This is a genomic window from Arthrobacter sp. TJ-266 (assembly GCF_058269115.1).
Genome location: NZ_JBZCNC010000002.1, coordinates 478,628 through 490,631, shown reverse-complemented (window position 1 = coordinate 490,631; position 12,004 = coordinate 478,628). Strand labels below are relative to the sequence as shown.

Annotated in this window: 12 protein-coding genes; 9 read left to right on the top strand and 3 right to left on the bottom strand. The window is 69.4% G+C overall.

Annotation, left to right across the window (positions count from 1 at the left end; genetic code table 11):
• Window positions 1-27: 27 nt before the first annotated feature.
• Window positions 28-261 (bottom strand): DUF5703 family protein, encoded by a 234-nt coding sequence (locus AC4D12_RS07050; RefSeq protein WP_490949184.1) that lies wholly within the window; start codon window positions 259-261, stop codon window positions 28-30.
• 41 nt (window positions 262-302) lie between these two features.
• On the opposite strand from AC4D12_RS07050, the gene AC4D12_RS07045 reads away from it, so the two are divergent.
• Window positions 303-686: a hypothetical protein gene (locus tag AC4D12_RS07045; RefSeq protein ID WP_490949183.1), complete on the top strand. Its 384-nt coding sequence runs from the start codon at window positions 303-305 to the stop codon at window positions 684-686.
• 63 nt (window positions 687-749) lie between these two features.
• On the opposite strand, the gene AC4D12_RS07040 is transcribed toward AC4D12_RS07045, so the two are convergent.
• The gene (locus AC4D12_RS07040; protein WP_490949182.1) at window positions 750-1,685 is read right to left on the bottom strand and encodes an aldo/keto reductase; all 936 of its coding nucleotides are present in this window, start codon (window positions 1,683-1,685) and stop codon (window positions 750-752) included.
• Between the two features lie 50 nt (window positions 1,686-1,735).
• Between AC4D12_RS07040 and AC4D12_RS07035 the strand changes: the two genes are divergently transcribed.
• Both AC4D12_RS07035 and mshC read left to right on the top strand, forming a co-directional pair.
• Entirely contained in the window at window positions 1,736-2,560 is an 825-nt protein-coding gene (locus AC4D12_RS07035; RefSeq protein WP_490949181.1) for an undecaprenyl-diphosphate phosphatase, read from the top strand.
• A gap of 35 nt (window positions 2,561-2,595) precedes the next feature.
• On the top strand, window positions 2,596-3,885 hold the full coding sequence (mshC, locus tag AC4D12_RS07030) for a cysteine--1-D-myo-inosityl 2-amino-2-deoxy-alpha-D-glucopyranoside ligase (protein ID WP_490949180.1): 1,290 nt from the start codon (window positions 2,596-2,598) through the stop codon (window positions 3,883-3,885).
• A 42-nt stretch (window positions 3,886-3,927) separates the two neighbouring features.
• Here the strand turns inward: mshC and AC4D12_RS07025 are convergent, their stop codons facing one another.
• Window positions 3,928-4,818 (bottom strand): PAC2 family protein, encoded by an 891-nt coding sequence (locus tag AC4D12_RS07025; RefSeq protein WP_490949179.1) that lies wholly within the window; start codon window positions 4,816-4,818, stop codon window positions 3,928-3,930.
• 192 nt (window positions 4,819-5,010) lie between these two features.
• Between AC4D12_RS07025 and AC4D12_RS07020 the strand changes: the two genes are divergently transcribed.
• The 6 genes from AC4D12_RS07020 (at window position 5,011) to AC4D12_RS06995 (ending at window position 12,003) form a co-directional block, all read left to right on the top strand.
• Window positions 5,011-5,823 carry an HAD family hydrolase gene (locus AC4D12_RS07020; protein WP_490949178.1) on the top strand — a complete coding sequence of 271 codons (813 nt, stop codon included), beginning with the start codon at window positions 5,011-5,013 and terminating at the stop codon, window positions 5,821-5,823.
• Window positions 5,820-6,971 carry a site-2 protease family protein gene (locus tag AC4D12_RS07015; protein WP_490949177.1) on the top strand — a complete coding sequence of 384 codons (1,152 nt, stop codon included), beginning with the start codon at window positions 5,820-5,822 and terminating at the stop codon, window positions 6,969-6,971. The genes AC4D12_RS07020 and AC4D12_RS07015 overlap by 4 nt, the downstream gene beginning before the upstream one ends.
• Before the next feature lie 120 nt (window positions 6,972-7,091).
• Complete coding sequence (locus AC4D12_RS07010) at window positions 7,092-8,183, top strand: tRNA (adenine-N1)-methyltransferase (RefSeq protein WP_490949176.1); 1,092 nt, start codon at window positions 7,092-7,094, stop codon at window positions 8,181-8,183.
• Window positions 8,184-8,310: 127 nt separating this feature from the next.
• A complete protein-coding gene (gene arc / locus AC4D12_RS07005) occupies window positions 8,311-10,068 on the top strand; it encodes a proteasome ATPase (protein WP_490949175.1) in 1,758 nt (585 codons plus the stop codon).
• A gap of 74 nt (window positions 10,069-10,142) precedes the next feature.
• Entirely contained in the window at window positions 10,143-11,708 is a 1,566-nt protein-coding gene (dop, locus tag AC4D12_RS07000) for a depupylase/deamidase Dop (RefSeq protein ID WP_490949510.1), read from the top strand.
• Between the two features lie 109 nt (window positions 11,709-11,817).
• Complete coding sequence (locus AC4D12_RS06995; protein WP_490949509.1) at window positions 11,818-12,003, top strand: ubiquitin-like protein Pup; 186 nt, start codon at window positions 11,818-11,820, stop codon at window positions 12,001-12,003.
• The last annotated feature ends 1 nt before the right edge of the window (window position 12,004 follow it).

The window sequence follows — 12,004 nt, the reverse complement described above, 5'->3', positions numbered from 1 at the left end:
ACCGTGAGGCGGGGCGGGGCGCGATCGTTAGGCGGTGCGCTCAACGCGCAGGACCTTACGTCGCAGCCAGTAGCGCCTGCCACCGCCCATGAAGATGCAGCTCCGCTCGAGTTCCCACTTGCCGTACTCGGCGTGTTCGGTGATGAGTTTGCGCGCCGCGGGCAGGGGTTCACCGGCGTTGACGGTGAGGACGAGGTACTCGTACTGCCGCCCGTAATCACGCTCGCGGATGGCCGTCGTGTTCACAAAGTGCTGTCGCATATTCCTCCAATTCCCTTCACTTTACCGATAACGTCTAGGCCATGAGCATTGATCCGCGTGTCGCGCTCCAGTCCCTCGTGACGGCTCTCGAGGAGCACCTCGCGGCGTCGGCATCACGACGCAGGGAGGACGATCCCGCGGTCGAAGCCGCGTATCTCGCCATCGCGGATGCCTTCGAGGTGTACGAGGAAGCCCTCTACGACGCCTTCGGCGAGGTGACTCCGCTCGAGATCTACGAGGAGTCCGATGACGATGAGGATGACGAGCGCGACGACGATGACAACGATCAGCAGGACGATGATGATCGGAACCCCGATCAGGACTTCCTTCGGGGCACCAGCGAGGGCGACGGTCGGGACGACGAATCGCGGGCTGCCGGGTCCGAGGACGCAGCGAGACTGACGGGCGCGGACTCCGAGCGCTGAGCGTCAGGTGGCTGAGGACAGCTCGGACGGCCCGATCGTGATCACCGCCAGTCCGGGCTCTCGCTAGGGCAGCAGGGCCGAGACCTCGTCGAGCACCTCTGCGATGGGCTCCGGAACAGGAGCGTCCGCGGTGTGGAGGATCTCCTTGAGCTGCTGGGGAGTCCGCGCGCCGACGATCGCCGATGCGACGCCGGGCCGGTGCAGGAGCCAGCGCAGTGCCAGTTCGTGCGGCTGCAGGTCCAGGCCCCGCGAGGCGGTGCACAGGGCTTCCGTGATGCGCTGGGGCTTGCCGCTGAGGTACGGCTCCACGTACGGCGCCCACAGGTCCGACGCGCCCCGGGACTCGGACGGGATGCGCCCGCGGTACTTCCCCGTGAGCACGCCGCGACCGAGCGGACCCCAGGCGAGGACCGCGGCGCCCACGGCGTCGGCCGCGGGGATGATCTCCCGTTCGGCCCCGCGGTGGATGAGGGAGTACTCGACGTCGTTCACGAGGAGGGGGCACCGCGCCGTCGCCGCTGCGCGCGCAAATTCCCAACCCGAGTAGTTCGACACACCCACGTACCTCGCGCGGCCGCTGGCGTAGGCGGCCTCGAGGGCGCTGAGAGTCTCCTGCAGGGGCACGGCGGCGTCGGGGGAGGGCGCGAGCCACACGTCGACGTGATCGGTGCCGAGCAGGGAGAGGGAGGCATCGAGCGAGTCGAGCAGTCCCCGGCGGGAGGCGTCGAGGCGGCGGCTCCCGGACCGCGTGGTGCCGCCCTGGACCACCAGCACCAGTTCCGAGCGGGCCACGACGTCGTTGATGAACGTACCGAGCATGGCTTCGGCCCGGCCCTCGCCGTACCGGGCAGCGGTCTCGACGAGCGTGCCGCCCGCGTCCGCGAAGAGCCGGAGCTGCTCCCGCGCGGCTTCCTCGGTCACGTCCTGACCCCAAGTCATGGTGCCGAGTCCCAGAGTCGAGACCGTCAGGCCGCTCGCTCCCACGTTTCGCCGCTGCATGGACCTCAGCCTAGGGCCTCCGCCCCGCGGGATGGCTTAGGGTCGTAAGCGTGCAATGGATAGAAGCAGTCATTCTCGGATTCATCCAGGGCCTCACGGAGTTCCTCCCCATCTCGTCCAGCGCACACCTCCGGATCGTCGGTGAGTTCCTGCCCGGCGCCGAGGATCCGGGTGCCGCGTTCACCGCCATCACCCAGCTCGGGACGGAGACGGCCGTCGTCGTCTTCTTCTGGCGGGACATCGTGCGGATCGTGAAGGCCTGGTTCGGCGCCCTGCGGGGCACGGTGCCGCGGAACGACCCGGATGCCCGGATGGGTTGGCTCGTGATCCTCGGCAGCGTGCCGATCGTGATCCTCGGCCTGCTGTTCCAGGACCAGATCGAGGGGACGTTCCGGAGCATGTGGATCGTGGCCACGATGTTGATCGTCTTCGGGCTGATCCTCGCGGTCGCCGAGCGGGTGGGAACACAGTCCCGCGAGCTCACGAGCCTCAGCTACCGGCACGGCATCCTGTACGGCCTCGCGCAGGCGCTGGCCCTCATTCCGGGCGTGTCGCGCTCGGGAGGCACCATCACCGCCGGCCTGCTGATGGGCTACACGAGGGAAGCGGCGGCCCGCTACTCCTTCCTGCTGGCCATCCCCGCGGTGTTCGGCAGCGGCGTGTACCAGCTCGTCAAGAGCTACGACGAGCCCGGTCCGTACGCGCTGCCGGAGACGGCCCTCGCCACGCTCGTCGCCTTCGTGGTGGGCTTCACGATCATCGGCTGGTTCCTCCGTTACGTCACCACCCGGGGGTACGGGCTCTTCGTCTGGTACCGGATCCTGCTCGGGCTGGGGCTCTACGCCCTGCTCGGGTTCGGCGTGATCAGCGCCTGACATCGGCCCGGCGCGCAGGCCGTAAGGTAGAACGCGTGATTGCGTGGACTGCGGCTCCTGTTCCTGACCTCGACGGTACCCAGTCGGGCATCGATCTGTACGACACCTCGGCCGGGGAGCGGCGCCGTCTCGACGCGGCTCCCGAGCGCAGCCTCTACGTCTGCGGCATCACGCCCTACGACGCCACGCACCTCGGCCACGCCTCCACCTACGTGGCCTTCGACCTCCTGAACCGCACGTGGCGCGACGCCGGCTCCCGCGTGTCCTACGTCCAGAACGTCACGGACGTCGACGACCCCCTGCTGGAGCGCGCCACCGCCACGGGCGTGGACTGGCGTGACCTCGCAGCCGGGCAGATCGCCCTGTTCCGTGAGGACATGGAAGCGCTGAACGTCCTGCCGCCGGACCACTACGTCGGCGCTGTGGAGTCCGTCGACCGGATCGTGCCCGCCGTCGAGCGCCTAGTGGCGCGCGGTCTCGCCTACCCGGTGCCGGGCGAGGGCGGCGAGCCCGACGGCGACGTCTACTTCTCGCTCGACGCCGCGGCGTCACTCGACCCGGACGATGACGCGCGGTGGTTCCTCGGTCAGGTCTCGCACCTCGACGTGGATGCCATGCTCGCGCTGTCCGCCGAGCGCGGGGGAGACCCGGCGCGGCCGCACAAGCGCCATGCGCTCGATCCCCTCCTCTGGCGTGTCGAGCGTCCCGGGGAGCCGAGCTGGACCGGCGGCTCGCTGGGCGCGGGACGTCCAGGGTGGCACATCGAGTGCGCCGTGATCGCGCAGCAGTACCTGCCCGCGCCGTTCACGGTGCAGGGCGGCGGCTCCGACCTCGTGTTCCCCCACCACGAGATGAGCGCCGCGCACGCCTGGGCCGCGAGCGGCACACCGCTGGCCGAGCACTTCGCCCACGCGGGCATGGTGGGCTACGACGGCGGGAAGATGAGCAAGTCGCGCGGCAACCTCGTCCTGGTGTCTACGCTCCGCAGGAACGGGACAGATCCCGCGGCGATCCGCCTCGCCATCCTCGCCCACCACTACCGCTCCGACTGGTCCTGGACCGACGCCGTCCTCGAGGACGCGCTCGTCCGCCTGCAGGGGTGGCGCGCAGCAGCGCGTCGAGCCGGGGCCGACGACGTCGCGCCGCTGCTCGACCAGGTCCGCACCCATCTGGCGGACGATCTGGATGCACCGTCCGCACTCGCCGCCGTCGACGCGTGGGCGGCTTCGCTCACGGGTGGTGCGGGCGCACGCACCAGCGATGATCGTGCCGACAGCACCACGTTCGCCGACGTCGTCGACGCTCTCCTCGGGGTGCGTCTCTAGCAGCCGCTCAGGGTCTGGCCCCGGCGGTCGGCCCGGATCTCACTACTGCTCGCGGCGGCGTTTCTTGAGGTAGCGCTCGAACTCGCGGGCGATGGATTCGCCGCTGGCCTCGGGGAGATCAACGGTGTCCTTGGCCTCCTCCAGCTGGCGCACATAGGCGGCTACCTCCGGGTCCTCGGTGGCCAGTTCGTCGACGCCGCGCTCCCAGGCCTCGGACTCCTCGGTGAGCAGGTGGGTGTCCACCGCGAGCTGCAGGATCTCCTCCAGCTTGTTGAGCAGGGAGAGTTGCGCCTTGGGCGAGGGGGACTGGCCCACGTAGTGCGGAACGGCGGCCCACAGCGACATCGTCGGGATGTCGGCGAGCAGGCCCATCTCCGCGAGCACGCCGACGATCCCGATCGGCCCCTCGTAGGTGGACGGCTCGACGTCGAGGCTCTCGCGCACGAGGTCGTCGTCGGAGGTGACGGTCACGGGGATGGGCCTCGAGTGCGGGACGTCCGCCAGCAGCGCACCGACCAGCACGATGCAGTCGACGTTGAGTTCCTTGGCGAGAGCCACCAGCTCAGCCGTATATGCGCGCCACTTGTAGGAGGGCTCCACGCCGTTCACGAGGATCAGGTCGACGTTCGAGTCAGGGACCACGGCCTTGCTGATGCGCGTGTTGGGCCACTTGATGCGGCGCTGCCCGGAGGAGTTGCGCTTGATCATCGGGCGGGTGAACTGGAAGTCGTAGAACTCGTCGGCGTCGATGGTCGAGATCCGCTCGCTCCCGAAGAACCGCCCGAGGTACTTCAGCGCATCGCTCGCGGCCTCGCCGGCGTCGTTCCATCCCTCGAACGCAGCAAGCATGATCGTGATGCGGCGTTCGGGCTCGCCGACGTCCTGGAAGAGATCCTGTACGCCGGTCGGCTGGCTGTCCTCGAAGCTGTCCACCGTCTCACCCTAGTCCCCGGTTCACCGGCATGTCAGGCGACGTTCCGGGCTTCGCGCTGAGCGGATCCGCGCCCATCCGCGCCACCGGTGTCCGCGCTGCACGCCCGTCGACGCCCGCGTCCGAGCGCCCTGCGGCGCCCCGTCCTCAGCCCTCCGTCCGTTCCTGTCAAGGGGTCACCGTAGACTTGGAGCATGGCCACCACCCCCTCAGAACGTTCCGTGACCGCGCCCGTGAGCGGCCTACCGTCGGGCCTTTCGGAGGCGCGCGGGAACCGCAGGGCGCTGCAGGGCGTGCTGTGGGACATGGATGGAACGATCGTGGACACCGAGCCCTCCTGGATCCGCGCGGAGAAGGCACTCGTCGAGGCCCACGGTGGCACCTGGACCACCGAGCAGGCGACGCAGCTCGTCGGCCAGGCCCTCACGTACTCCGCGGCCAGGTTGCAGGACGCCGGTGTGGACCTCGGCATCCGGGAGATCATCGAACACCTCACCGATCGCGTCACCGCCGACGTCCGTGCGTCCGTGCCCTGGCGACCCGGTGCGCGTGAACTCCTGGCCGCGCTCCGCGCCGACGGGATCCCCTGCGCGATGGTCACGATGTCCGAACGTCCTCTCGCAGCAGCAGTTGCCGAGAACCTGCCGGACGGCACGTTCTCACACCTCGTGACGGGTGACCGCGTGAGCGAGGGCAAGCCGGACCCCGAGGCCTATCAGATTGGCTTCGATCTCCTGGCGGCCGACCACCCCGGACTCTCGAAGGGTCACGTGGTCGCGATCGAGGACTCGCTGCCGGGTGTCACATCGGCCCTGGCAGCCGGACTCGTGACCCTCGCCGTGCCCCACTTCGTCCCGCTCCCGCCGGACGGGCGCCGTACCGACTGGACCACGCTCGAGGGCCGCACACCGGCCGATCTCGAGGACCTCCTCCCGGTGCTGGTCGATGCGCAGGCGCACGACGGCGCGCTGTCGGCAGCGGGTGCCGTCCGGGGAGCCGGCGCGTGAGTGATCGTCGGCCGCCGGCGAAGGAGGCGAGCCCGGGGCTCTCGCTCGGGCGCATCGCCGGCATCCCCGTGGTCCTCGCCTGGTCCTGGTTCGTCATCACGGCCTTCATCGTCATCGTGTTCGGTCCGAGGGTCACAGGTGCCTTCCCCGGTATCGGCGCGGGCGCCTACGCCGTCGCCCTCGGGTATGCGCTGCTGCTCGCCGCGTCCGTGCTCATCCACGAGCTCGCGCACGCCCTCACCGCCCGGGCCTTCGGCTGGCCGACCACGCGGATCGTCCTCAATCTCTGGGGTGGCCACACGCAGTTCGCCACCTTCAACGCCTCGCCCGGGCGGTCACTCGCCGTCGCACTGGCCGGACCGGCGGCCAACTTCGTGCTCGCAGGCCTCGGCTGGGGCCTGCTGCAGGCCATGACGCCCGGTTCGGTGTCCTACCTGCTGGCCACCATCCTGGTGTGGGCGAACCTGCTGGTCGCCCTCTTCAACGTGCTGCCCGGCCTCCCGCTCGACGGCGGGAGACTGGTGGAGAGTGCGGTCTGGAAGGCCACCGGCAGCCAGGAGAAGGGCACCGTCGCCGCCGGGTGGGCAGGGCGCATCATCGTGATCGTGCTCCTCGGCGTCGTCATCGGGATACCCCTGCTGCAGGGCCGCGGGCCGGACCTCACGGTCATCCTCATCGCCGTGGTGATGGGTGCCTTCCTCTGGATGGGCGCCACGGCGGCCATCGAGAACGCGCGCATGCGCCTGCGACTTCCCGCCGTCAGCGCGGGCCGGTTGCAGCAGCGCGCCATCGGCCTGCCCGCGGGCACCACCGTCCTCGCGGCACGCCGGCTCCTTGTCGACAACCCGGGTGCCGCCGTCGTGATCACCGGCACCACCGGCATCCCGGAAGCAGTGGTGGACGAGGCGGCCCTCCTGGCCGTCCCCGCGGACGCCGCGGGCACGACGACGGTCAACGCCACCGCGCGGAGGCTCGCCGCCGGCGCCTACGTCCCCGAGCACGCCGAGGGCCAGGAGCTCGTCCAGTTCCTCGCGAGGCTCGAAGGCAGCGAGTACGCCGTCGTCGACCGGTCCGGCGTCGTCACCGGTCTCCTGCACCAGCGCACCGTCGTCCGTACCATCACGGGCAAACCCGTCCCCGGTTCCTGACCGCGACGAGCACCCGTTGAATCGGCGGGATCGGCGCGTCATCCGCGGACGCGCCACTCGTCCTCCCACTCGACATCACCCACAGCAGCCGGTCCGCCGGCCCTGCCCGAAGGACACCCCTTGAGCGAATCAGTCCCACCTGTACCTGCACGTGCAACCGAAGCCCTCCGGAGCGAAGCGCACGGAGCGGCAGCACGACGCGGACCGTTCCGCGCCGGCGAGCGCGTGCAGCTCACGGATGAGAAGGGTCGCATGCACACGATCACCCTCACGCCGGACGGCGCCTTCCACACCCACAAGGGCTACCTGCAGCACGACGCCCTCATCGGTGCCACCGAGGGAACCATCCTGGAGAACACGAACGGCCAGCTGTACCAGGCGCTGCGGCCCCTGCTGTCCGACTTCGTGCTGTCGATGCCCAGGGGAGCGGCGGTGGTCTACCCGAAGGATGCCGGTCAGATCGTCACGATGGCGGACATCTACCCGGGCGCTCGCGTGGTCGAGGCAGGGGTCGGCTCCGGTGCGCTCTCCATCTCGCTGCTGCGGTCCGTGGGGGACACCGGCTACCTCCACTCCTTCGAGCGGCGCCAGGAGTTCGCGGACATCGCACGCGGCAACGTCGAGACCATCTTCGGCGGGCCGCACCCCGCATGGCAGATCACCCTCGGGGACTTCCAGGAGCAGGTGGTGCAGCACGAGGAGCCCGGCTCCGCGGACCGCGTGGTCCTCGACATGCTCGCCCCCTGGGAGTGCATCGACGCCGTGGCGACGGTGCTCGCGCCCGGCGGGGTGTGGATCAGCTACGTCGCGACCGTCACGCAGCTCTCACGGACGGCGGAGGCCATCCGTGCCGACGGGCGCTTCACCGAACCCGAGGGCTGGGAGTCGATGGTGCGCGGCTGGCACCTGGAGGGCCTGGCCGTGCGGCCCGACCACCGTATGGTCGCCCACACCGGTTTCCTCCTGACCGCGCGGCGGCTGGCCGACGGCGCCACAGGCTTCACACCCAAGCGAAGGCCCTCGAAGACCGGCTTCAGCGAGGAGGACCTCAACGCCTGGACCCCGCAGGCGGTCGGCGAGCGCGACGTCTCGGACAAGCGCCTGCGCCGGGTGGCACGCGACGCGGCATCCACCATCCAGCGCGGTTCACTGCCTCCCGAGGAGGCGCAGGCCAGGCGTGACGCGATCGCCGACGGCGGCACGCCCGAGTAGAGGCGCACCACCCGATGAGCCTCGTGTCCCAGGATGTCCACCGCGGCGACGTGTCCGCGTCATGCGGGGGCGTCTGCGCTAAGGTCGAAAGACCGCTGAAGCACAGAATCGAAGGTGGCGAACCGACATGACGGATTCCGACGACCAGACTCCTGCTGCTGCTGAGCGGGGGCTCACACCGCCCCTCGCCGACCCGTCCATCCCGCAACGGCAGCTGAACGTCCTGCGCGACAAGCTGCGCCAGATCGATCGCCAGCTCGCCTCGGCCACGCAGAACAACGGGAAGCTCGTGACGGCGCTCGAGGCGGCCCGTACGGAGATCGTGCGATTGAAGGCCGCTCTCGAGAAGGAGGGCGCAGCGCCCTTCAGCTTCGCGACCGTCATGCAGGTCAACCCGAAGCGACCGGCGGAGCCGGGCACCACCACGGAGGCCACCGTGCAGGACACAGCGGACATCCTGCAGTCCGGCCGCAAGCTCCGCGTCACCGTGAGTCCCCTCATCAGCGTGCGGCATCTCGCCCCGGGGCAGGAGGTGCTGCTCAACGAGTCGCTCACCATCGTCGCGGCGCTCGGCTTCGAACGCTCGGGTGACATCGTGACCATCAAGGAGGTCATGGGCAAGGACCGCGCACTCGTGGTGGGGCGGACCGACGACGAACGTGTCATCAGGCTGAGCGGACCGCTGCAGTCGGAGACCCTCCGGGTGGGCGACGCCCTCGCGGTGGATACCAAATCCGGGTACGGCCTGGAGAAGGTGCCGCGCAGCGAGGTGGAGAACCTCGTGCTCGAGGAGGTGCCCGACATCGCCTACGGCGACATCGGCGGGCTCGGTCCGCAGATCGAGCAGATCCGCGACGCCGTCGAGCTCCCCTTCCTGCATCCCGATCTGTACCGTGAGCACGGGCTCAAGCCGCCGAAGGGCATCCTGCTGTACGGCCCTCCGGGGTGTGGCAAGACCCTGATCGCGAAGGCCGTGGCGAACTCCCTCGCCGCCCGCGCCGCCGAGCGCGCCGGCCTCGAGCAGATCCGCAGCTACTTCCTGAACATCAAGGGCCCTGAGCTCCTCGACAAGTACGTCGGGGAGACGGAGCGGCACATCCGCCTGATCTTCGCGCGGGCCCGCGAGAAGGCCTCGGACGGCAGCCCCGTGGTGGTGTTCTTCGACGAGATGGACTCGCTCTTCCGCACCCGCGGTACCGGTGTGTCCTCCGATGTCGAGACGACCATCGTCCCGCAGCTCCTGAGCGAGATCGACGGCGTCGAGAAGCTCGAGAACGTGATCGTCATTGGCGCCTCCAACCGCGAGGACATGATCGACCCGGCGATCCTCCGGCCGGGCCGGCTCGACGTCAAGATCAAGATCCAGCGGCCCGACGCCGAGGGCGCCGCGGAGATCTTCGCGAAGTACATCACGCCCGACCTGCCGCTCCACGCGGACGATCTCGCCGAGCACGACAACGATCCTCACGTCACGATCGCCGAGATGATCCGGCGCACGGTCGAGCAGATGTACTCGACGGACAAGTCCAACGAGTACCTCGAGGTGACCTACGCGAACGGGGACACCGAGATGCTCTACTTCAAGGACTTCAACTCCGGCGCGGTGATCCAGAACGTCGTGGACCGCGCGAAGAAGTACGCCATCAAGGACCTGCTCCTCGACGGGAGCAAGGGGCTGCGGATCGAACACCTGATGCGCGCCGTGGTGGACGAGTTCCGCGAGCACGAGGACATGCCCAACACGACGAACCCCGACGACTGGGCACGCATCTCCGGGAAGAAGGGCGAGCGCATCACCTACATCCGGACGATCGTGCAGGGCAAGGCGGGCCAGGAACCGGGCAAGGCGCTCGAGACGACGGCGAATACGGGCCAGTATCTGTGATCGACACCGGGGGGCGGCGCGTCGGGGATGACTCCGCGGCGCGGGTCGGCGAGGGGATCTCGGTGCACAGGGTCATGGGCACCGAGACCGAGTACGGCATCATCGCCCCCGCGCTGCCGTCCGCGAACCCGACGGTGCTCTCCTCGCAGGTGGTCAATGCGTACGCCGCGACCCTCCGCGACGGGCTCGGCAATCTCGCCGGTACCCGCTGGGACTACACCGACGAGACGCCGCTCACCGATGCGCGCGGTTTCCGTATGGACCGGGCGGCGGCGCATCCCAGCCAGCTGACGGACGAGGTGGAGGAGCTGACCGCCGAGCAGATCGCACTCGAGCGCGACGAACCGGCCGAGACCGCCGTCCTGATGAACCTCGTCCTCCCCAACGGTGCGCGACTCTACGTGGACCACGCGCATCCCGAGTACTCGTCCCCGGAGGTCACCAATCCGCTGGACGGTGTGCTGTGGGACAGGGCGGGGGACCACGTGGCCGTGACGGCGATGGAGCGCATCGCCCGGACTCCGGGATTCTCACCGGTGATCCTCTATAAGAACAACACGGACAGCAAGAGCGTCTCCTATGGTTCCCACGAGAACTACCTCGTGCCACGCAGCGTCCCGTTCTCCAAGCTCGCGGAGGCGCTGATCCCGTTCTTCGTCTCGCGCCAGGTCATCTGCGGCGCGGGGCGGGTGGGGATCGGTCCGCTCAACCAGGGTGCCGGGTACCAGCTCAGCCAGCGTGCCGATTTCTTCGAGAACGAGATCGGGCTCGAGACCACGGTGCGCCGGCCCATCATCAACACGAGGGACGAACCCCACGCGGTGGCCGAGAAATACCGCCGGCTGCACGTGATCATCGGTGACGCGAACCTCAGCGAGGTCTCCGCCTACCTGAAGCTCGGCACCACCTCGCTCGTCCTCGCCCTGATCGAGCAGGGACTCGCTCCCGCGCCGGTCCTCGCGGAACCCGTCGACGCCCTGCGGACCATCAGCCATGATCCGGGGCTGCGTGCCACCGTGAGGCTCACGGACGGCCGGGAGCTCACGGGACTCGAGTTGCAGGAGCTGTACTGCTCGGCGGTGACCGACGCGCTTCCCGCCGACGCGGACGAGCAGACCCTCGACGTCGTCGAGCGCTGGCAGACGCTGTTGACGACGCTCCGCAGGGATCCGATGGATGCCGCGCGGCAGGTCGACTGGATCGCCAAGCTGAAGGTCCTGGAGGCGTACCGGGAGCGTGACGCTCTGTCCTGGACCGACGCCCGCCTCGCGCTCGTGGACCTCCAGTACGCGGATCTCCGGCTCGATCGGGGCATCTACCAACGGCTCGCCCGGCGGAACGACGTCGACCTGCTGCTCCCTGGGCACGAGGTGCAGCGGGCTGCCGCCGAACCGCCGCGGGACACGCGCGCGTACTTCCGCGGGCGGTGCATCTCCGAGTTCCCCGCCGCGGTGGTGGGGGCCAGCTGGGACTCGCTGATCTTCGAGGTCGCGGGGGAGCGGCGGCTGCAGCGCGTCCAGACCCGCGAACCGCTGCGGGGAACGGCGCGGCTCACCGGTGAACTGTTCGACGCGGCAACCGGCGTGGAGGAGTTCCTCGCGCGATTGCTGAGCGGCCCCGAACGCCGCGTGGCACCATAGGAATCAGCACAGGAATCAGCACAGGAATCAGCACAGGGAACAACGTCCCCGCACCGGTCGGGTCACGATCACCAAGGAAAGGGCGGCCGTCATGGCGACTCAGGACCGCATGAACACCAGTGGTTCCTCCTCGGCCGAGGAGGAGCTGCCCGAACCTGGGCCCGCGGCGCCCGCAGCCGCCCAGGACTCGGGCCAGACGCAGGGTGTGGACGACCTCCTCGACGAGATCGACGGCGTGCTCGAGTCCAATGCCGAGGAGTTCGTCCGCGGCTTCGTGCAGAAGGGCGGCCAGTAGC

What these genes read in the sequence shown, in the direction of transcription:
- AC4D12_RS07050 (WP_490949184.1), bottom strand. Translation starts at nt 261, where the DNA reads ATGCGACAGCACTTTGTGAACACGACGGCCATCCGCGAGCGTGATTAC.
- AC4D12_RS07045 (WP_490949183.1), top strand. Translation starts at nt 303, where the DNA reads ATGAGCATTGATCCGCGTGTCGCGCTCCAGTCCCTCGTGACGGCTCTC.
- AC4D12_RS07040 (WP_490949182.1), bottom strand. Translation starts at nt 1,685, where the DNA reads ATGCAGCGGCGAAACGTGGGAGCGAGCGGCCTGACGGTCTCGACTCTG.
- AC4D12_RS07020 (WP_490949178.1), top strand. Translation starts at nt 5,011, where the DNA reads ATGGCCACCACCCCCTCAGAACGTTCCGTGACCGCGCCCGTGAGCGGC.
- arc (WP_490949175.1), top strand. Translation starts at nt 8,311, where the DNA reads ATGACGGATTCCGACGACCAGACTCCTGCTGCTGCTGAGCGGGGGCTC.
- dop (WP_490949510.1), top strand. Translation starts at nt 10,143, where the DNA reads ATGGGCACCGAGACCGAGTACGGCATCATCGCCCCCGCGCTGCCGTCC.
- AC4D12_RS06995 (WP_490949509.1), top strand. Translation starts at nt 11,818, where the DNA reads ATGAACACCAGTGGTTCCTCCTCGGCCGAGGAGGAGCTGCCCGAACCT.